Source organism: Cellulosimicrobium sp. MI9406 (assembly GCF_040595865.1).
Classification (GTDB): domain Bacteria; phylum Actinomycetota; class Actinomycetes; order Actinomycetales; family Cellulomonadaceae; genus Cellulosimicrobium; species Cellulosimicrobium funkei.
The window spans coordinates 324,297-343,596 of sequence record NZ_JALIZI010000004.1; the positions used below are offsets into that span (position 1 = coordinate 324,297).

At 75.2% G+C, this 19,300-nt stretch carries 17 protein-coding genes; 4 read left to right on the plus strand and 13 right to left on the minus strand.

The genetic code is table 11. From position 1 onward, the window contains the following. Position 1: 1 nt before the first annotated feature. The 10 genes from MT994_RS09625 to MT994_RS09670 are packed head-to-tail and all read right to left on the minus strand — an operon-like array spanning position 2 to position 9,783. On the minus strand, positions 2–880 hold the full coding sequence (locus tag MT994_RS09625; protein WP_354806033.1) for a CoA transferase subunit A: 879 nt from the start codon (positions 878–880) through the stop codon (positions 2–4). Continuing rightward, positions 877–1,938 carry an alpha/beta hydrolase gene (locus MT994_RS09630; protein WP_354806035.1) on the minus strand — a complete coding sequence of 354 codons (1,062 nt, stop codon included), beginning with the start codon at positions 1,936–1,938 and terminating at the stop codon, positions 877–879. Before MT994_RS09630 ends, MT994_RS09625 begins: the two co-directional genes overlap by 4 nt. Continuing rightward, positions 1,935–2,711, minus strand: coding sequence for a 3-hydroxybutyrate dehydrogenase (locus MT994_RS09635; protein WP_009863549.1), 777 nt, complete (start codon positions 2,709–2,711; stop codon positions 1,935–1,937). The genes MT994_RS09630 and MT994_RS09635 overlap by 4 nt, the downstream gene beginning before the upstream one ends. Beyond that, positions 2,708–3,406, minus strand: a complete 699-nt coding sequence (locus MT994_RS09640; RefSeq protein ID WP_021483774.1) for a TetR/AcrR family transcriptional regulator — start codon at positions 3,404–3,406, stop codon at positions 2,708–2,710. The genes MT994_RS09635 and MT994_RS09640 overlap by 4 nt, the downstream gene beginning before the upstream one ends. Continuing rightward, positions 3,403–4,992, minus strand: a complete 1,590-nt coding sequence (locus MT994_RS09645; RefSeq protein ID WP_061266967.1) for an AMP-binding protein — start codon at positions 4,990–4,992, stop codon at positions 3,403–3,405. Before MT994_RS09645 ends, MT994_RS09640 begins: the two co-directional genes overlap by 4 nt. Next, positions 4,989–6,146, minus strand: a complete 1,158-nt coding sequence (locus MT994_RS09650) for a branched-chain amino acid ABC transporter permease (RefSeq protein WP_354806037.1) — start codon at positions 6,144–6,146, stop codon at positions 4,989–4,991. Before MT994_RS09650 ends, MT994_RS09645 begins: the two co-directional genes overlap by 4 nt. Continuing rightward, complete coding sequence (locus tag MT994_RS09655) at positions 6,143–7,018, minus strand: branched-chain amino acid ABC transporter permease (protein ID WP_021482276.1); 876 nt, start codon at positions 7,016–7,018, stop codon at positions 6,143–6,145. The genes MT994_RS09650 and MT994_RS09655 overlap by 4 nt, the downstream gene beginning before the upstream one ends. Further along, positions 7,015–7,794: an ATP-binding cassette domain-containing protein gene (locus MT994_RS09660; protein WP_076405208.1), complete on the minus strand. Its 780-nt coding sequence runs from the start codon at positions 7,792–7,794 to the stop codon at positions 7,015–7,017. Before MT994_RS09660 ends, MT994_RS09655 begins: the two co-directional genes overlap by 4 nt. Next, positions 7,791–8,567, minus strand: a complete 777-nt coding sequence (locus MT994_RS09665; RefSeq protein WP_074809191.1) for an ABC transporter ATP-binding protein — start codon at positions 8,565–8,567, stop codon at positions 7,791–7,793. Before MT994_RS09665 ends, MT994_RS09660 begins: the two co-directional genes overlap by 4 nt. Before the next feature lies 1 nt (position 8,568). Continuing rightward, positions 8,569–9,783, minus strand: coding sequence for a substrate-binding domain-containing protein (locus MT994_RS09670; protein WP_034650798.1), 1,215 nt, complete (start codon positions 9,781–9,783; stop codon positions 8,569–8,571). A gap of 283 nt (positions 9,784–10,066) precedes the next feature. Between MT994_RS09670 and MT994_RS09675 the strand changes: the two genes are divergently transcribed. Next, on the plus strand, positions 10,067–11,560 hold the full coding sequence (locus MT994_RS09675) for a PHB depolymerase family esterase (RefSeq protein WP_354806038.1): 1,494 nt from the start codon (positions 10,067–10,069) through the stop codon (positions 11,558–11,560). Positions 11,561–11,580: 20 nt separating this feature from the next. On the opposite strand, the gene nhaA is transcribed toward MT994_RS09675, so the two are convergent. The 3 genes from nhaA to MT994_RS09690 all read right to left on the minus strand — a co-directional run bounded on the left by nhaA (position 11,581) and on the right by MT994_RS09690 (position 15,064). Further along, on the minus strand, positions 11,581–12,897 hold the full coding sequence (gene nhaA, locus MT994_RS09680; RefSeq protein ID WP_021483106.1) for a Na+/H+ antiporter NhaA: 1,317 nt from the start codon (positions 12,895–12,897) through the stop codon (positions 11,581–11,583). A 161-nt stretch (positions 12,898–13,058) separates the two neighbouring features. Beyond that, the gene (locus MT994_RS09685; RefSeq protein WP_354806040.1) at positions 13,059–13,643 is read right to left on the minus strand and encodes a DUF1697 domain-containing protein; all 585 of its coding nucleotides are present in this window, start codon (positions 13,641–13,643) and stop codon (positions 13,059–13,061) included. Beyond that, positions 13,610–15,064 (minus strand): amidase, encoded by a 1,455-nt coding sequence (locus MT994_RS09690; RefSeq protein ID WP_354806042.1) that lies wholly within the window; start codon positions 15,062–15,064, stop codon positions 13,610–13,612. The genes MT994_RS09685 and MT994_RS09690 overlap by 34 nt, the downstream gene beginning before the upstream one ends. Positions 15,065–15,283: 219 nt before the next feature. Between MT994_RS09690 and MT994_RS09695 the strand changes: the two genes are divergently transcribed. From MT994_RS09695 to MT994_RS09705, 3 genes are all read left to right on the plus strand, one after another. Continuing rightward, the gene (locus MT994_RS09695) at positions 15,284–15,904 is read left to right on the plus strand and encodes a helix-turn-helix transcriptional regulator (RefSeq protein WP_051028208.1); all 621 of its coding nucleotides are present in this window, start codon (positions 15,284–15,286) and stop codon (positions 15,902–15,904) included. Positions 15,905–15,963: 59 nt separating this feature from the next. Next, positions 15,964–17,541, plus strand: a complete 1,578-nt coding sequence (locus MT994_RS09700; protein WP_354806130.1) for a DHA2 family efflux MFS transporter permease subunit — start codon at positions 15,964–15,966, stop codon at positions 17,539–17,541. A gap of 342 nt (positions 17,542–17,883) precedes the next feature. Next, entirely contained in the window at positions 17,884–19,260 is a 1,377-nt protein-coding gene (locus MT994_RS09705) for a PhoH family protein (protein WP_021479796.1), read from the plus strand. Positions 19,261–19,300: the final 40 nt, after the last annotated feature.

The window sequence follows — 19,300 nt, forward strand, 5'->3', positions numbered from 1 at the left end:
CTCAGCCCTCCTTCACGGTGGTCGCGGTGCCCGACGGCGCGGGCTGGTCGGTCGCGGCGGGCGGGCGCACGGTGCGGCGCTCGATGCGCTTGGGGACGTCGGGTCCGACCTCGACGACGCGGTGCACGAACACGCCGGGCAGGTGCACGGCGTCGGGGTCGATCTCGCCGGGCTCGACGAGCTCCTCGACCTGCGCGACGCACACGCGGCCCGCCATCGCGGCCAGCGGGGAGAAGTTGCGGGCCGACCGGTGGAACACGAGGTTGCCGTGCCGGTCGCCGCGCAGCGCGTGCACGAGCGCGAAGTCCGTGGTGATCGCGTCCTCGAGCACGAACTCGGCCTCGTCGGCGAACGCGCCGTCGCGACCGCGCGGCCCGACGCCGAACGTGCGCACCTCCTTGGGTACGCTCGCCTGCGCGACGCCGCCCGCGCCGTCGTACCGCTGGGGGAGGCCGCCCTCGGCGACCTGCGTGCCGACGCCGGTGCGCGTCCAGAACCCGGCGATGCCCGCCCCGCCGGCGCGCAGCTTCTCGGCGAGCGTGCCCTGCGGGGTGAGGTCGAGCTCGAGCTCGCCCGAGAGGAACTGCCGCTCGAACTCCTTGTTCTCCCCGACGTACGAGCTCGTCATCTTCCGGATGCGGCCCGCCCCGAGCAGGACCCCGAGGCCCCAGTCGTCGACGCCGCAGTTGTTGCTCACGACCCACAGGTCGCGCGTGCCCTGGGCGAGCAGCGCCTCGATGAGCGCGATGGGGTTGCCGCACAGGCCGAACCCGCCGACGGCGAGCGACGCGCCGTCGGGCACGTCCGCGACGGCCTCGGCCGCGGACGCGACCACCTTGTCCAGCCCGGTCCCTCGTGGGGACGCGATCGTGGGGCTCATGCCGTGACCTCCTCGTCACTCGCCGGTCCGGGTCCGTCGCTCGTGACGGCGGCCAGGGCCCGCAGGGTCTCGCCCGCGACGGCCTCGACGCCGGGCGGGCTCATGATGATCGTGTAGTGATTGATACCCGCTACGTCGCGGGTGCGCAGCCCCGGCAGCCGCGCGCGCCACGCGGCGAGGTGCTCAGGGGAGTAGAGGGCCTCGGGCTCGTCGAGCAGGCCGCGCGGCGCGCGCAGCAGCACGAGGGGCACGTCGAGCGGGTGGTCGCCCGCGAGCGCGTCCGCGAGCGGTCCGCCCTCGTAGAGCTCGAGCGAGTCGGCGGAGACCGCCGCGCCCGACGACGCCGGCCGCAGCGCGGGCGCCTCCCCGACGAGGTCGTAGTCGACGTACCCCGCGACGACGTCGGCCCACGGCTCGTCCCACGCGCTCGCGAAGGCGGGGTGCGCGCGCCAGAAGCCGCGGTACTCCTCGTGGTCGGCGAACGTGCGCTCGAGGCGCTCGACGGCCGGGCCGAGCAGGGCGCGCAGGACCTCGTCGTGCGTCGCGTCGGGCGCGAGCCCGGTCGGCGGCGGGAGCGGGATGCCGCCGTCGACGAGCACGAGCCGGGAGACGCGGCCGGGGTGGCGGTGCGCGAGCACGACGGACACGAACGCGCCCATGGAGTGCCCGAGCGCGACGACGCGGTCGATCCCCAGCGCGTCGAGGACCGTCGCGAGGTCGTCCGCGTGCGCGCCCATGCCGTACGGGCCGGGCAGGCCGTTGCTGCGCCCGCGCCCCCGCAGGTCGGGCGCGACGACGCGCACGCCCGGCAGCGCCGCGACGACGGCCGGCCACGCGCGGTGCGACGCCGTGATGCCGTGCACGGCGAGGACGGTCGGGACGGCGTCGTGCGCGGGGGGCGCGCCGCCGTCGGGCCGGGCGCCGGGCTCGGGTGCGGGCGGGGCGACCGGGTCCCACACGCCGACGCGCAGCCTCCCGCCCGCGACGGGGGCGTCGAGCGTCGCGTAGGTGTGGGTCGCGGCGGTGACGTCGTCCGGCGCGGTCGTGGCCGCGGTCACCGGGCGCTCCAGCCGCCGTCGATCGTCCACGACGCGCCCGAGACCATCGACGCGTCCGGGCCGGTCAGCCAGCCGACGAGCGACGCGACCTCCTCCGGCTCCACGAGCCGCTTCACCGCGGACTCCGCGAGGAGCACGGTCGCGAGCACCTCGGACTCGGGGACGCCGTGCACGCGCGCCTGGTCCGCGATCTGCTTCTCGACGAGCGGCGTGCGGACGTAGCCGGGGTTGACGCACACGCTCGTCACGCCGTGCGGGCCGCCCTCGAGGGCCGTCACCTTGGACAGGCCCTCCAGCCCGTGCTTCGCGGACACGTACGCCGACTTGAACGGCGACGCCACGAGGCCGTGCACGGACGACACGTTGACGACGCGCCCGAACCCGCGCGCGTACATCCCCGGGAGCGCGGCCCGGACCAGCAGGAACGGCGCCTCGAGCATGATCGCGTGCAGCAGGCGGAAGTCGTCCGGGCGGAAGTCCTCGATGGGGCTCACGCGCTGGACGCCCGCGTTGTTGACGAGGACGTCGACGTCGAGCGAGAGGTCGTCGAGCGCGCGCGTGTCGGCGAGGTCGACGACCCACGCCTCGCCGCCGAGCTCGTCCGCGAGGCGCTGCGCGCCGTCGGGGTCGACGTCGGCGACGGTCACGTGCGCGCCACGCGCGGCGAGCTCGCGCGCGCACGCGGCGCCGATGCCGCTCGCGCCGCCCGTGACGAGCGCGCGCCGTCCGGCGAGGGTCGGGGCGGTGCCGGGGACGGTGGCGGGGACGGTCATCGCGCGTCTCCTTCGGTCTCGGTCGAGGTGGCGGGCCCGGTCCCGGTCGGCGGGGCGGTCCGCGGCGCGGCGAGCGCGCGCTCGATGAACTGCATGGTCTGCTCGAACACGTGCGGAGGGACCTCGGCGGCCGCGGTGTCGTACGACGGCGGCTCCGCGCCCTCGTCCCAGCGCCCGCCCCACAGGACCCAGCGCATCCCGACGATCTCGCCGATGCCCATGAGCGCCCACGCGGCGACCTCCGGGTCGACGTCGTGGCCGACCTCGCCGTTCGCGCGCGCCTTGTCCAGCCCGGTCATGTAGCCCTCGACGATGCGCGCGTAGTGGCGGCGCAGCGCCCCGGGGGAGACGAACTCGGCCTGCCGCACGATGCGGTAGAGCGCCGGGTGCTCGGCAGTGAAGCGGAAGAACGCCTCGAAGCCCGCGCGCTCGGCGGCCAGGCGCGTCGTCGCCTGCGAGCTCGCCTCGATCATCGCGTGCCGCACGCGGCGGTTGAGGTCGTCGACGAGCTCGTCGAACACGTCGATCTTCGACTCGAAGTACAGGTAGAACGTGCCCTGCCCGACGCCCGCGGACTCGGTGATCTTCACGATCGACGCGTCGTGGTACCCGACCTCGGCGAACACCTGCTCGGCCGCGGCGAGGATCTTCGCCCGGGTGCGGTTGCCGCGGGCGGTGCGGGGCTGGGTGCTCATGAGTCCTCCGGGACGGTCACGCGCTCGGCGAGCGAGCGGCGCGACACCTTGTGCAGCGACGTGCGGGGCAGGGACGGGACGAGGTCGAAGCGGCGCGGGACCTTGAAGTGCGCGAGCTCGCGGCGGCAGAACGCCTCCAGCTCCTCGGCGTCGGTGGGGTGGCCGGCGCGCGGGACGACGAACGCGGCCCCGACCTCGCCCCACCGGTCGTCGGGGACGCCCACCACCGCCACGTCCGCCACCGCGGGGTGGCGGCGGAGCACGGCCTCCACCTCGGACGGCGTGACGTTCTCGCCGCCGACGATGAAGACGTCCTTGAGGCGGTCGACCACGCGGTAGCACCCGTCGGCGTCGCGCTCGACGAGGTCGCCCGTGCGCAGCCAGCCGTCGCGCAGGACCGCGGCCGTGGCGGCCTCGTCGCGGAAGTAGCCCGCGAACACCCCCGGTCCGCGGACCAGCAGCTCGCCCGCCGCGGGCCCGTCGAGGTGGCGGCCCGTCACCGGGTCGGCGACGGCGACCTCGACGTGCGGGTACGGCGTGCCGGCCGAGCCGCTGCGCTCGCGGGCCTGGTCGTCGGGCAGGCACAGCACGTTGGGGCCCGCCTCCGTGAGCCCGTAGCCCTGCGAGAGGGCGACGCCGCGGCGGTGCCACGTGCGCAGCAGCGGCTCCGGCATGGGCGCGCCGCCCACGACGGCGTGCCGCAGCGACGACAGGTCGGCGTCCGCGAAGCCGGGGTGCTCCGCGAGGAGCAGGTAGTTGGTCGGGACGCCCATCATCGTCGTGACGCGGCGCTCGGCGACCAGCTGGAGCACGCGCTCGGGCTCGAACGTGCGCTCCAGGACGACCGTCGCGCCGGTCCACCACGCGAGCAGCGGCTGGATGTTCCACCCGCCCGCGTGGAACTGCGGCAGCACGCTCAGCACGACGTCGTGACTCGTCAGCTCGACCGTGCGCGAGAGCGACAGGTTCGTCCAGAAGCAGTTCGCGTGCGTGAGCAGCGCGCCCTTGGGCGTGCCCTGCGTGCCGGACGTGAACACGAGGAGGAGCGGGTCGTCGTCGCGCACGGGCCGGCGCTCCGGCGCGGGACCCCGCCGTGACGGCGGCGGGACGTGCGCCTCGACACCGCTGCGCCCGAGCTCCGCCCGCCGGGGCGGGCGGCCGGGCCGCTCCCCGTCGAGCCGGCGCAGCGGGTCGAGCCGGTCGAACGCCGAGTCCGCGAGGCCGGAGAACTCCTGCTCCACGAGCACCAGCGCGGGGTCGGCCTGCTCGACCTGGGCGGCGAGCTCGCCGGGCGACAGCCGCCACGACAGCGGCGCGAGGACCAGCCCGGCCTGCGCGCACGCGAAGAACAGCACGACCTGGTCGGCGCTGTTGCCCGTGACGGTCGCGACGCGGTCCCCGACGCCGTAGCCCGCCTCCCGGAACGCCGCCGCCAGGGCGCTCGCGCGCTCGTGCAGGTCGCGGTAGCGCAGGGTCACGCCGCGGTCGTCGACGGCGACGCGGTCGGGCGTCGCGAGCGCGCGGTCGCGCGTCCAGCGCCCGAGGGTGTGCAGGCCGTCCTGGGCGTCCTGGTGCTGCGTCGTCATGCCACCTCCTCCAGGCGCTCGCGGGCCTCCTCCCGATCCTCCCGCGGGCGGCGGCGCGCGGCGAGGCGCGACGCGGCGCCCGCGATGCCGCCGGGCAGGAACATCACGACGAGGATGAAGAGGGCCCCGAGCAGGAACAGCGGCTCGCTGAGCGGCACGCGCAGCACGGCCGGGAGGTCCGCGACGGCCGCGGAGCTCGCAAGCGTGCCGAGCCGCTGGTCGAGGATCGTGTAGAGCACGCCGCCGACGATCGCGCCCCACCGGGACCCGACGCCGCCGAGCACGACCATGACGAGCAGCGTGAGCGTGAAGTCGGCGGACGTCGCGCGCGGCACGGCGCCGGACTGGAGCAGCAGGTACGCCATGCCGACGACGGTCGCGAGCGTCGCCGCGAGGACGAACACGAGGAGCTTGACGAGGTAGGGGCGCCCGCCGATGACGCGCACGCGCATCTCGTTCTCGCGCGTCGCTGCCGCGACGTGCCCCGCGCGCGACCGCTCGACCCACAGCACCACGAGGTAGACGACGACGAGCACGGCGAGGGCGAGCCAGTAGAGGTTGCGCGTGTTGAGCACGCCCACGAACGCGTCGGGGACGTTCCGGGTCGCGAGCGCGAGGCCCTCCTCGCCGCCGGTCGTGCCCCCGGGGTTGCGGCGCACGAGCACGTTGCCCGCCTGGGCGAACGCGAGGGTGACCATGGCGAACGAGATGCCCGTGACCCGCAGCGAGACGGCGCCGACGACGTGCGCGAGGACGATCCCGCCGACGAGCACGAGCGCCGCGGCGGACAGGAGCGGGATCTCGGTCGTGTCGAGCACGATCGCGAGCCCGTACAGCCCTGCCGCGAAGTACAGCGCGTGGCCGAAGCTCAGCAGGCCCGCGACCCCGAACAGCAGGTGGTAGCTCAGCGCGAGGGCGCCGATGAGCCAGCACATCGCCATCATCTGGAGCGCGCCGGGCGTGTACGTCGGGCCGGGCAGGACGCCCGGCACGTGGAGCGCGAGCAGCGGGAGGCACGCGAGCACCGCGACGAGCGCGACGCCCGCGAGCGTGCGGACCAGCGTGCCCGACGGCGCCCGGCGGGCGGGTCGGTCGGCGCGCGGTGCGTCGTCGGCGGGGGCGGCCGGGGCCGGGGGAGCGGTCTGGGTGGTCATGCGGCTGCCCTCCCGAGGAGGCCGGTGGGACGGACGAGGAGCACGAGCGCGAGCAGGAGCACGACGAGCAGGTCGCCGTAGCCGAGGTAGTAGTTCGCGAACTGCTGCAGGACCGCGACGAGCACGGACGCGACCGCCGCGCCGGTCAGGGAGCCGAGCCCCCCGATGACGGTGACGATGAACGCGAAGATGAGCAGCGAACCGCCGAGGTGCGGGGAGACGTACCCGAAGTACTGCGAGGCGAGGACCCCGCCGAGCCCCGCGGCGGCGCCGCCGACCGCGAAGACGAGCGTGAACGCCTTGCGCACGTCGATGCCGAGCGCGGTGACCATGGACCGGTTCTCGACGCCCGCGCGGATGATGAGCCCGTAGCGGGTGCGCTGGAGGAAGAGCACGATCGCGCCGAGCACGAGCGCCGCGGCGCCGATCGCGACGAACCGGTCGTTGGGCACCGGCGCGCCCGCCAGGTCGGTCGTGCCCTTGAGCCATGCCGGGCCGGAGATGAACTCGGGGTCCGACCCCCACATGCCCTCGAACAGCGCGACGGACGCGAGCGAGAGCCCGACGGTGACGAGCACCTGCTCGATGTGCCGCTCGTAGAGCGGGCGGATGAGCAGGAGCTCGGTGAGCGCCGCGGCCCCCGCCCCGACGACGGCCCCGGCGAGCAGCGAGAGCCCGAAGACGCCCCACGAGTCCGCGCCGAGCGAGCGCGCGACGAACCAGCCGCCGAACGCGCCGAGCGTGAGGAACGAACCGTGCGCGAAGTTGAGGACGCCCATGAGCCCGTAGATGAGCGACAGGCCCGACGCGACGAGGAAGTACAGCGCCCCGAGGCCGAGCCCCGTGACGAGGAGGAGGACGATCGTGCTCACCGGGCCACCGCCCCTTCGGTTCCGTGGTGGTCGACCTCGGCGTGCACGCCGAGGAGCTGCTGGACGCGGTCGGGGTCGTCGAGGAGCTCGCGCGCGGGGCCGGTGTGCACGACGCGGCCCGCGTCGATCACGACGACGCGCTCGGCGAGCCGCTCGATGACCTCGAGGTTCTGCTCGACGAGCAGGATCGGGACCGTGCGGGCCGCCTCCGCGAGCGCGTCCGACACCTCGCCGACGATCCGGGGCGCGAGGCCCTTGGTGGGCTCGTCGACGAGGAGCAGGCGGTTGGCGTTGAGCAGGGCGCGCGCGAGCGACACCATCTGCTGCTGACCGCCCGAGAGGGTGCCCGCGCGCTGGGCGGCGCGCTGCACGAGGTCCGGGAAGAGCTCCGCGACGAGCTCGCGCCGCGGGTGGGCGTCGCGCTCGGCGAGCCTCAGGTTCTCCGCGACCGTGAGCCCGGCGAACACCTCCCGGTCCTCGGGCACGTACCCGACGCCGCGCCGCACGATCCGGTCCGTGCGCTCGCCGTCGACGCGCTCGCCGGCGAGCAGCACCTCGCCCCGGCGCTCGATCAGGCCGAGCACGGCCTTGAGGGTCGACGTCTTGCCGACGCCGTTGCGGCCCAGCACCGCGGTGACGCCCGTGGCCGGGACGGAGAACGTCACGTCCTCGACGACCTGCTGGCCCGCGATGCGCGCGGAGAGCCCGCGCACCTCGAGGACGGGCACGTCGCTCCTGACCGCGGGCTGGGCGGTGCTCCTGCTGCTGCCGCTCATGCTGCCTCTCCTGCCGTGACGCCGAGGTAGGCGCTCTGCACCGTCGGGTCCGCCATGACGGCGTCGGGGGTGTCGCACGCGAGCAGCTCGCCGTGGTGCATGACGGCGACGCGGTCCACGAGCCCCAGCACGACGTCCATGTGGTGCTCGACCATGAGCACCGTGCAGCCGGTCGCGTGCAGGTCGCGGATGACCTCGACGAGGCCGGGCACGTCGGCCGACGACACGCCCGCCATGGGCTCGTCGAGCAGCACGACGCGCGGCTCGGTCGCGAGGAGCACCGCGATCTCGAGCTTGCGCTTGTCGCCGTGCGACAGGTCGCCCGCGGCGACCTCGGCGCGGCGCACGAGCCCGACGGTCTCCAGGTGCCGGTCCGCCTCCCGCGTCGCGGCGTCGCCACGACGCGGGAAGCGCAGCACCGACAGGGCGCCGCCGAGGCGCCCCTGCGCGGCGAGCCGCACGTTCTCCCGGACGCTCAGGCGCGGGAACAGGCTCGACGTCTGGAACGTGCGGCCCAGGCCCGCGCGGGCGCGCGCGGCCACCGAGGTGGTCGTCACGTCCGCGCCCTCGAGGAGCACCGAACCGCTCGTCGGGCGGTGGATCCCCGAGACCAGGTTGAAGAGCGTCGTCTTGCCCGCGCCGTTCGGCCCGATCACGCCGAGCATCTCGCCCTGCCCGACGGCGAGGCTCACGCCCCGCAGGATCCGCGCGCCGCCGATCTGGAGCCCGAGGTCGCGGACCTCGAGCGCGGGAAGGGTGTGCGGCTCGCCCACGTCAGCCCGCCTCGGCCGGCGCGACGTCGTCGCCCGGCACCTCGGCGACGAGCTCGGGGACCCAGCCGTCGCCCTCGGCCACGAGCTTCACCTGGTACATCGGCTGGACGAGCGCGTGGTCCGACGCACGGACCGTCGTCGTGCCCTTGGGGCCGTCGAAGCTCCAGCCCTCGAGCGCGTCGACCATGGCGTCGACGTCGTCGCCGCCCTCGGCGATCGCGTGGACGATCATCTGCGCGGCGACGAAGCCGTCGGGCGTGAAGAGGTCGGCCTGCTTCCCGGCCTCCTCGACGGACGCGAGCATCGCGGCCTCGACCTCGGTGCCCGCGGCGCCGGGGAAGTAGTGGTTGAGGAAGTCGACCTTGCTCGCCGCGGCGCCGTACGCGCCGTAGGTCGCGACGTCGCCGAGCCCGGTGACGACCGTGGTCGCGTCGAGGACGCCCTGCTGGTCCAGGCCCTGCCACATCGCGCCCGACGTCGCCCCGGCCCACGCGACGAACACGAGGTCGGGCGCGGCGTCGACGATCTGGTGCGCGAACGGCGTGAACTCCGTCGCGTCCTCCGGCACGAGCACGCTCGTCACCTCGGCGCCCTGCGCGCCGAGGACGGCCTCGACCGCGGCGAGGTTGCCCTGGCCGAACGCGTTGTCCTGGGCGAACACGACGACCTTCGCACCGTCCGGGTCGACGAACGTGCCGGCGGTCGCCACGTCCTGGAGCGACTGGCGCCCCGAGCGGAACGTGTAGTCGTTGATGCCCGTGAGCGCGTCGACCGCGGCGGGCCCCGAGATGTAGAGCACCTTGTTCTGCTCGGCCTGCTCGGCGAGCTTGAGCGCCACGCCGGACACGACCGTGCCGCCGAGGATCTGGTAGCCCTTGCCGATGAGGTCCTTCGCCTGCCCGACGGCCTTGTCGGGGTCGCCGCCGTCGTCGTGGAACGTCACGTTGACGGGGCGGCCGTCGACCTCGCCCGTGCCGTCGGTCGCGTAGTCGAGACCGGCCTGGAAGCCCTCGTAGTAGGCCTCGCCGTAGGCCGCGAGCGGCCCGGTCTTGGAGTAGATGATGCCGACGTCGACCGGGTCGGCGCTCGTGCTGGTCTCGCCTCCGGCGCTGCCGCCGCCGCTCGCGTCGGTCGGCGCGCAGGCGGCGAGCGCGAGGCTCGCGGCCGCGAGCGCGGCGACGGCGAGCGCCGACCGCTGGGACTTCTTCGTCCGCATGACTTCGCCCTTCGTTGGGTGGTCCTGAGGGGGAGCGCCGCTCAAACATGAGAGGCGATTCAGGTTGCGGGAATCATGGATCCCCGGGCGGCGCGGTGTCAACCCGCGTCGGGAGGGACCGCCGCGCGCCCGGTGTCGCGAGCGCGCCGGTCGTGGCAGGTCTGATGTTGACAGGTGATTCAGGTCACACGTAACGTCCGGTTCGCCCGGGTCCGGCGCGCGACGGTGCGCGCCACGGCGCGCGAAGCGCCGACGGCGACCCGACCTCGACGTGGAGGTTCAGATGGTCAGGCACTCCCTCAGACAGCGCGCCCGCGCCCGCCGGAGCGCCGTCGCGCTCGCCCTCGGCGCGGCGCTCGCGGTCGTGCTCGCCCCGCTCGTCACCGCACCGGCCACGGCCGCCGGGTCGTGGTCCCAGCGCACCGCCGGCGGGATGACGGTCGAGCTCTACCGGCCGTCGACGGCGCCCGCGCTCCCCGGCGGTCGGGCGCTCATGATCTCCCTGCACGGGTGCGTCCAGACGTCGCAGGTGCTCAAGACCGGCGGCAACTGGACCGCGACCGCCGACGAGCACGGCATGGTCGTCGCGGTCCCCGCCGCGCCGAACGGCGGCGTCCTGCTCGGCTGCTGGGACTACTACGACACGAACCACAGCCGCACGAACCCCGCGCGGCACGACGACAACCTGCTCGACCTCGTCTCGACCCTGCTGGCAGACGCCTCGCTCGGCATCGACCCGGACCAGGTCTACGTGAGCGGCCTGTCGTCCGGCGGCGGCCAGGCGATGGTCATGGGCTGCCTCGCGCCCGACGTGTTCGCGGGCGTGGGGATCGCGGCGGGGCCGACGGTCGGGACGACGTCGGGCCAGATCGGGAGCGTCGCGACGACGCTCGCGCAGGCGCGCTCGACGTGCCGGACCTTCGCGGGGACGCACGCGGCGGGCTTCGGCTCGCAGGTGACGTCCGTCGTCTTCGGCAGCGCCGACACGACGGTCGCGACCGGGTACGGGACGCTCAACGCCCAGGTCATGGCCGACCTCTACGGGGCCGGGACCACGTCGTCGTTCTCGCTCGCCGGGCTCGCGGGCACGAACCGCGCGGGCACCGGATCGCTGTGGTCCGACGCCGCCGGCCCGCGCGTCTCGCTGGTCCAGAACACCGGTCTCGCGCACGCGTGGCCCGCGGGCGGCGGCCCCGGAGGGTCCTACGTGTCGACGAACAGCATCGACTACCCGGCCTACCTCACCGACTTCCTGTTCGCGAACAACCGGCGCGTCGACCGCGACCCGGGCCCGGACCCGGACCCGGACGTCACGGCGCCGACGGTCGCGATCACCGCGCCCGCCGCGGGCGCCGCCGTCTCGGGGACGGTCCGCGTGGAGGTCGCGGCGTCCGACGACCGCGCGGTCGACCGCGTCGAGCTGGGCGCCGACGGCGCGGCGCTCGCGACGCTGCGCACCGCCCCGTACGGGTTCGACTGGGACACGACGGCGCTCGCGGCCGGCTCCCACGTGCTCACGGCCCGCGCGGTCGACGCGGCGGGGAACGCGTCGACCGCGCAGGTCACGGTGACGGTGCAGGCGCCGACCGGGCCGTGGTGCGGCACCGCGACGAACGCGCAGCACCGGGCCGCGGGGCGCGCGATCTCCTACGGCGTGAACCCCTACAACCCGTACTACGCGGTCGGCTCGCTCGCGTACCTCGGCCAGGGCGACGCGACGGTCACGACGCTGCGCGAGGCCGCGCCCGGCCGGTTCGAGGTCGCCGCCGCCTGCTGAGCAGGGCGGGCCCGCTCGGGCTAGTGCTCCAGGCGGTCCTTCGGGTCACCGATGAAGTCGGTGACGTCGTCCGGGAGGTCGTCGCGGTTCATGTCGTTCGAGCGGGCCCGGCGGGCGTCCCAGCGCAGCGCGAGCGCGGCCAGCACCGCCGCGATCGTGGACGCCGCGAGGATCGCGATCTTCGCGCCGTCGGTGTGCTCGGCGTCGGGGAACGACAGCTCCGCGATGAGGAGCGAGACGGTGAAGCCGATGCCTGCGAGGAACCCGACCGGCAGGAGGTCGCGCACCCCGATGCCGGCCGCGAGCCGCAGCGGCGTGAAGCGCGTGACGAGCGCGGTGACCCCGAGCACGCCCACGAGCTTGCCGACGACGAGGCCGAGGACGATGGCGAGCACGACGGGCTGCGTCAGCACCTCCCCGACGGGCGTCTCGCCGCCCACGATCGAGACGCCGGCCGCGAAGAACGCGAACACCGGCAGCGCGACACCCTGCGAGAGCGGGCGCACCGTGTGCTCGAAGCGCTGCGTGCGCGACTCGCGCTCCCCGTGCACCGCGAGCGCGGGGACGGTGAAGCCGAGCAGGACGCCGGCGATCGTGGCGTGGACGCCCGACTCGTGCATGAACGCCCAGGCGACCACCGCGACGGGCAGCAGGAGCCACCAGCGGGTGCGGCGCGCGCGCACGAGGACGGCGTAGAGCGCGACGGCGAGCAGCGCGAGGCCGAGGGAGCCCCACCGCAGCTCCGCCGTGTAGAAGATCGCGATGACGACGATCGCGAGCAGGTCGTCGACGACCGCGAGCGTGAGCAGGAACGTGCGGATCGCGACGGGGAGCCCGCGGCCGAAGACGGCGAGCACGCCGAGCGCGAACGCGATGTCCGTCGCCGTGGGGATCGCCCACCCGTGCAGAGCGCCCGGGTCGCCCGTGGTCAGCAGGACGGCGACGAAGATCAGGGCCGGCACCGTCATGCCGCCCATCGCCGCGAGCACGGGGACGCCCGCCTGCCTCGGGTTGCGCAGGCTGCCCGCGACGAACTCCTGCTTGAGCTCGACGCCGACCACGAAGAAGAAGATCGCGAGCAGGCCGTCGGCCGCCCACGTCGACAGCGTCAGGTCGAGGTGCAGCGGGGAGGACGGGCCGACGACGGTGCTCGACAGGGCGAGGTAGGACTCGCGCCAGGGCGAGTTGGCCCAGAGCAGCGCGAGCAGCGCCGCGCCGATGAGGAGGGCGCCGCCCGTCGTCTCGCGCCCGACCCAGCGGCGCAGGCGTGCACCGGGGGAGGGGCGGTCGGTCGGCGGGGTGGCCGAGGGGCCGGAGGGCAGGGCGGCGTGGGTCATCGTGCTCCCGGGGTCGCTGTCGTGTCGCACGGCCGCGTCGCGGACCGTGGCCGACCAGACTTCCCGGCACACCGCCCACGATCCTACGGGGCGGCGCACCCCTCGCGGTCGACGTGTCCGGCTCGCGGTCCAGTCTCCTGGCGCTCGTCCCGCCGCGCGCGTCAGGGCGGGGTGTCCTCGGCGAGCGCGAGGAGGCGCGTCGTCGTTCTCCAGTTCCGGCCCGTCACCGGGGTCCCGGCCGCCTTCGCGAGGACGGCCGCCGTCAGCCTCGACCGACCGACGCCGTCGGGGTAGGCGACGTAGAGGACGCCGTTCGCGACGACGGCGCGCTCGGTCGTCAGGCGCGGCCCGAGCGTGGCGGCGGCGTCCGGGTCGACGGGCTCCTCGCCCACGTGGACCAGCAGCCCGGCCGGGCGCTCGGCGGCGTCGTCGGGCAGCGGGTTCCCGCGCACGATCTTCCGGAGGCGCTCGGTCGTGAGGACGGCCACGGCGGCGTCGACGCCGAACCGTTCGGCGACGCCGTCGTGCACGAGGCGCGCGACGTCCGCGGGCGACGACGCGCCGGACGACCCCGGCCCGACGACGAGGTTCCCGCTGTTCACGACCGTGCGGGCGTGCGCGAGGCCGAGCTCGCCCGCGAGGTCCCGCAGCGCGGTCGACGGGACCTTCCGCCCGCCCACGTTCACGGCGAAGAGCAGGCAGGCGTACGCCGTCACGACGACGTCCCCGGGCGACGGTGGGACCACGGCGCGGCCTCCTCGAGGCGCGCCGCGAGGGCCAGCAGCAGGGCGTCGTCCCCGTGGTCCGCGCCGAGCATGACCCCGACGGGGACGGTCGCGGACGACCCGTCGGGGTCGGTGACGCGCGCCTCGCCGAGCGGGAGGGAGACGGCGGGCCGCCCCGTGAGGTTCCAGACGCTCGTCCAGGGCGTGAACGCCGTCTGCGCGGCGAAGTCGGCGGCCGGGTCGTCGTCGACGCGCTGACTGCCGACGAGCGCGGGCGGCTGCGCGAGCGTGGGGGAGAGCACGACGTCGACGCCCGACCACGCGGCGGCGACCTCGCGCGTGAGCTGCTGCACCCCCGCGAGCGCCGTCGCGTACGCGAGCCCGCTCACCGCGCGCCCGCGCTCGCGCAGCCACCGCGTGAGCGGCACGAGCAGGTGCTCGCGCTCCGGCGGGACGGGTGCCTGGAGCGCCCCGACGGACCACAGCGCCGCGAACGCGTCCCAGCGCTCGGCCCCGAACGGGGGCGGGATCTCGACGACGTCGTGCCCGAGCCGGACGAGGAGCTCCGCCGCCGCGCGGGCGGCGTCGGCGCACGCCGGGTGCACGGGGGCGCCGGCGGCGATCACGGGCTCCAGCAGCAGCCCGACGCGGAGCCGCCGCCCGTCCGGCGGGGCGCCGAGCCGCGCGGTGAAGGTGTCGCCGGGCCAGGGGCGCGCGAGCACGTCGAGGAACGCGGCGGTGTCGCGGACCGACCGGGTGAGGACGCCGTGCGTCGCGAGCCCCGCGCCGTCGACCCCGTACGGGCCCGGGCTCACGAGCCCGCGCGACGGCTTGAGCCCGACGAGCCCGCACGCGCTCGCGGGGATGCGCAGCGAGCCGCCGCCGTCGCTCCCGTGCGCGACGGGGACGACGCGCGCCGCGACCGCGGCGGCCGCACCCCCGCTCGACCCGCCCGCGGACCGCGCGAGGTCCCACGGGGTGCGGGCGGTCGGGCCGACGTCGGGCTCCGTGTAGCAGGGGAGGCCGAGCTCCGGGGTCGAGGTCTTGCCGACCATCACCGTGCCGGCGCGCCGCAGGAGCGTCACGACGCCGTCGTCGTGCGGGGCGGGGAACGGGTCGATCGCGGCCGAGCCCGCGCGCATCGGCACGCCCTCGACCATCGTGAGGTCCTTGACGGGGCAGGGGACGCCGAGGAACGGCGGGAGGCCGTCGTGGGGACCGGCCCGGCCGTCGCGCCGCGCCGCCGCGAGCGCGTCCTGCGCGGCGAGGGCCTGCGTGCGCGCGAGGTCCGGGGTGAGCAGCGTGAAGGCACCGACGGTGGCACCGACCCCCGCGGCGGCGTCGAGCGTCGCGTCGAGGACCTCGACGGGGGAGACGTCGCCGGCGCGCAGGGCGCCGGCGAGCGCGGTCGCGTCGAGGTCCAGGAGCTCGGGGGCGCTCATGGCTCGCGAACCTACGCGCGCCGTCGCGCCCGCGCGACCCCGCCGTGCGACTCGCCCGCGTGACCCCGCGCGCGTGGCCTCGACGATGCCGTGTGCACCGCAGCCTCGGCGGTCGACACCGGCCGGGCGCAGGCGTATATTCCAACCGGAATATTCCAGCCGGGCCCGAGCTCCCCACCCGCCGGCCGGCCACCCCTCCACCCCGTCCCGGAGACTGCCGTGACCTCCCCGCGCCTCAGCCCCACGGCGACCCTCGTGCTCGCCGTGCTGCTCGAGCAGCCCATGCACCCGTACGAGATGCTCGTGCGCCTGCGCAAGCGGCGCGACGACCGCCTCGTGCGGCTCAACCCCGGCGCCGTCTACCACGCGGTGGACCGCCTCGAGCGGGACGGCCTCGTCGAGCGCGCGGGCGTCGACCGGGACGGCAACCGCCCCGAGCGCACGCTCTACGCCATCACCCCGGCCGGCGTGGCCGCGCACGACGCCCGCACGCGCGACCTCGTCCGCGAGACGCCGCGCGAGTACCCCGCCTTCCCTGTCGGGCTCGCGCTCGTGCACGACCTCCCGCGCGAGGACGCCCTCGCGCTGCTCCGCGAGCGTCGCGCGGCGCTCGCGGCCGCGATCGACGGGGTGCGCGAGCGCCTCGACGACGTGGTCGCGCGCGGCCTGCCCCGCCGCTACCTGCTCGACGCCCACTTCGAGCTCCACCAGACCCGGGCCGAGATCGCCTGGCTCGACGCGACCGTCGCGGACGTCACGTCCGGCGCGCTGAGCTGGACCGAGGAGCCCGGGCCCGCGTTCCGCCACTCCCGCACGACCTCACCTCAGGAGTCCTCGTGACCACTCCCGCCCCGGGCACCGGCCCGGCCCCGGCACCCGCCGAGGCCGGCTCGCGCGTCGTGCCCCTCGTCGACCTCCACGGCCGCAGCGCCTGGAGCATCCTGCCGCCGCTCATCCTCGGCTTCTTCATGATCATGGTGGACACCACGATCGTGAACATCGCGGTCCCCACGCTCCAGCGCGAGCTCGACGCGTCGCTGGTCGCGGTCGGCTGGGTCAACAGCGCCTACCTGCTCTCGTACGCGGTGCTGCTCCTGCTCGCGGGCCGCCTGGGCGACAGGTACGGGCCCAAGCCGGTGTTCGTCGTCGGCCTGGCGGTGTTCACGCTCGCGTCCGCGTGGTGCGGGCTGTCGGGCTCGATCGGGATGCTCATCGCCGCGCGCGTCGTCCAGGGCGTCGGAGCGGCGCTCATGACGCCGCAGACGATGGCCATGATCACGCGCGTGTTCCCGCCGCGGCAGCGCGGCGCGGCCATGGGGCTGTGGGGTGCGACGGCGGGCGTCGCGACGATCGCCGGCCCGCTGCTCGGCGGGCTGTTCGTCGAGTCGTGGGGCTGGGAGTGGATCTTCTTCGTCAACGTCCCGGTCGGGGTCGTCGCGCTCTGGCTCGCCCTGGTGCGGCTCCCGCGGCTCGCGACGAACAAGCGCTCGTTCGACGTGGTCGGCGTCGTGCTGTCCGTCGTCGGGCTCTTCGCGGTCGTCTTCGGGCTCCAGGAGGGCCAGACGTACGACTGGGGGACGATCATCGGGCCGGTCACGGTGTGGGGCGTGATCGGCGTCGGCCTGCTCGTGCTGGCCGCGTTCGTGCTGTGGCAGCGCCGGCTCGGCGACGACGCCCTCCTGCCGCTGCGGCTCTTCCGCTCGCGCAACTTCTCGCTCGCGAACGTCGCGGGCATGTCCGTGTCGTTCGCGATGATCGGCATCTTCTTCCCGCTGACGATCTTCCTCCAGTCGATCCTCGGGCTGTCGCCCCTGCACGCCGCGCTCGTGAACCTGCCGGGCTCGCTCGTGTCGGGGATCGTCGCGCCGCTCGCCGGGCGCCTGTCCGACCGCGTGCCCGCGAAGTGGGTCGTCGCGACGGGGTTCGGCGTCCTCGCGGTCGCGATCGGCTGGCTCGCGGCGGTCGTCGGGCCGGGCGTGTCGGTGGTGACGATCGTGCTCCCCATGACGCTGTTCGGCATCGGCACCGGGTGCGTCTTCTCGCCGCTCGCGAACCTCGCGACGTCGGGCCTCGACCACCGCACCGCCGGGGCGGGCGCGGGCGCCTTCAACACGACGCGCCAGGTGGGCGGCGTGATCGGGTCGGCGGCGATCGTCGCGACGCTCACCGCGCGCCTCGCGGTGACCCTCCCGGCGGCCGCGCGGGACGCGGCGGCCTCGCTCCCCGAGCAGTTCCGCCAGCAGTTCGTCGACGGGTTCGCGAACGCGGGGTCGCTCCAGGGGGGGCAGGGCGGGTCGTTCGACCTCCCGCCGGGGGTGCCCGACGACGTCGCGCGCCAGGTCACGGACGCCGCGACCACCGCGTTCCACCAGGGCTTCGCGACCGCCGTCGGGCAGACGCTCGCGGTCACGGCCGTGGTGCTCGTGCTCGGGTTCGTCGCCGCGATCGCGATGGCGCCGAAGCACGTCGAGCACTGACCTGTCCGGGATCGACCCGACCGTCACGACGCCGGCCCCCGGAGGGCCGGTCTCGGACGCTCGGGTCGATCTCGCGCGGCCCGCGGGTGCGGCCTCCGCGTGAACGGGGGGTTAAACCTCGCGCGGAGGCGTGTCGGGGGTGGTGACCCGAATCACACGGGCGTAGTTTCGAGGAGACGGACGGCACCTTCGCCGTCCTCCGGGAGGCCAGCCGATGGGGTTCACGCTCCGCTCAGGAGGGCCGGCACCGGCGCTGCTGAGCCGTGGCACCCACGGCCCGACGGCCGGTCGCCCGCCTCGCCCAGAGAGAGAACGGCGCGCGTGCGCCGGAGGGGAGCCCTCGTGGTCCATTCCTCACCCACCCCCGGTACCTCACCCACACCGCAGGACGGCGCACCGGACGGCGCGCGCCGCACGTTCGTCGTCGACACGTCGGTCCTGCTGAGCGACCCGCGCGCCATCGGGCGGTTCGCCGAGCACGACGTGGTCCTCCCGGTCGTCGTCATCACCGAGCTGGAGGCCAAGCGCCACCACGCCGAGCTCGGCTACTTCGCGCGCAGCGCGCTGCGCATGCTCGACGACCTGCGGGTCAACCACGGCCGGCTCGACGCCCCGATCCCCGTCGGCGACGTCGGCGGGACGCTGCGCGTGGAGCTCAACCACACCGACCCGGGCGTGCTGCCGGCCGGGTTCCGGCTGGGGGACAACGACACCCGGATCCTCTCCGTCGCGGCGAACCTCGCGGCCGAGGGCCACGACGTCACGGTCGTGTCGAAGGACCTGCCGATGCGGGTCAAGGCGTCGGCCGTGGGCCTGCGGGCCGAGGAGTACCGGCACGAGCTCGCCGTCGACTCGGGCTGGACCGGCATGGGCGAGATCTCGTTCACCGACGCGGAAGCGGCGGCGCTCTGGGAGCACGAGTCGGTCGAGCTCACGAGCCTGGACCCAGCGGTCGTCGAGGCGGCCGGCCCGCTGCACTGCCACACGGGTCTCGTCGTGCACTCGCCGCGCGGGTCCGCCCTCGGGCGCGTCACCGCGGACAAGCACGTGCAGCTCGTGCGCGGCGACCGCGAGGTGTTCGGGCTGCACGGGCGGTCCGCGGAGCAGCGCGTCGCGATCGACCTGCTGCTCGACGAGAGCGTGGGGATCGTCTCGCTCGGCGGGCGGGCCGGGACCGGCAAGTCGGCCCTCGCGCTGTGCGCCGGGCTGGAGGCCGTCATGGAGCGCCGGCAGCACCGCAAGGTCATGGTGTTCCGGCCGCTCTACGCCGTCGGGGGCCAGGAGCTCGGCTACCTGCCCGGCTCCGAGGCCGAGAAGATGAACCCGTGGGCGCAGGCCGTCTACGACACCCTCGGGGCGCTCGTCTCGCCGCAGGTGCTCGACGAGGTCATCGACCGCGAGATGCTCGAGGTGCTCCCGCTCACGCACATCCGCGGGCGCTCGCTGCACGACGCGTTCGTCATCGTCGACGAGGCGCAGTCGCTCGAGCGCAACGTCCTGCTCACGGTGCTGTCCCGCATCGGGCAGTCGTCGCGCGTCGTCCTCACGCACGACGTCGCGCAGCGCGACAACCTGCGCGTGGGCCGGCACGACGGCGTCGCCGCGGTCATCGAGGCGCTCAAGGGCCACCCGCTGTTCGCGCACGTCACGCTCACGCGCTCCGAGCGCTCGCCCGTGGCGGCGCTCGTCACGGAGATGCTGGAGTCGATCGAGGTCTGACCTGCCGCCGAGGTAGAGGCCTGGTCATGACCAGGCCTCT

What these genes read in the sequence shown, in the direction of transcription:
- MT994_RS09690 (WP_354806042.1), bottom strand. Translation starts at nt 15,064, where the DNA reads ATGAGCGCCCCCGAGCTCCTGGACCTCGACGCGACCGCGCTCGCCGGC.
- nhaA (WP_021483106.1), bottom strand. Translation starts at nt 12,897, where the DNA reads ATGACCCACGCCGCCCTGCCCTCCGGCCCCTCGGCCACCCCGCCGACC.
- MT994_RS09660 (WP_076405208.1), bottom strand. Translation starts at nt 7,794, where the DNA reads ATGAGCGGCAGCAGCAGGAGCACCGCCCAGCCCGCGGTCAGGAGCGAC.
- MT994_RS09650 (WP_354806037.1), bottom strand. Translation starts at nt 6,146, where the DNA reads ATGACCACCCAGACCGCTCCCCCGGCCCCGGCCGCCCCCGCCGACGAC.
- MT994_RS09640 (WP_021483774.1), bottom strand. Translation starts at nt 3,406, where the DNA reads ATGAGCACCCAGCCCCGCACCGCCCGCGGCAACCGCACCCGGGCGAAG.
- MT994_RS09635 (WP_009863549.1), bottom strand. Translation starts at nt 2,711, where the DNA reads ATGACCGTCCCCGCCACCGTCCCCGGCACCGCCCCGACCCTCGCCGGA.
- MT994_RS09645 (WP_061266967.1), bottom strand. Translation starts at nt 4,992, where the DNA reads ATGACGACGCAGCACCAGGACGCCCAGGACGGCCTGCACACCCTCGGG.
- MT994_RS09625 (WP_354806033.1), bottom strand. Translation starts at nt 880, where the DNA reads ATGAGCCCCACGATCGCGTCCCCACGAGGGACCGGGCTGGACAAGGTG.
- MT994_RS09670 (WP_034650798.1), bottom strand. Translation starts at nt 9,783, where the DNA reads ATGCGGACGAAGAAGTCCCAGCGGTCGGCGCTCGCCGTCGCCGCGCTC.
- MT994_RS09675 (WP_354806038.1), top strand. Translation starts at nt 10,067, where the DNA reads ATGGTCAGGCACTCCCTCAGACAGCGCGCCCGCGCCCGCCGGAGCGCC.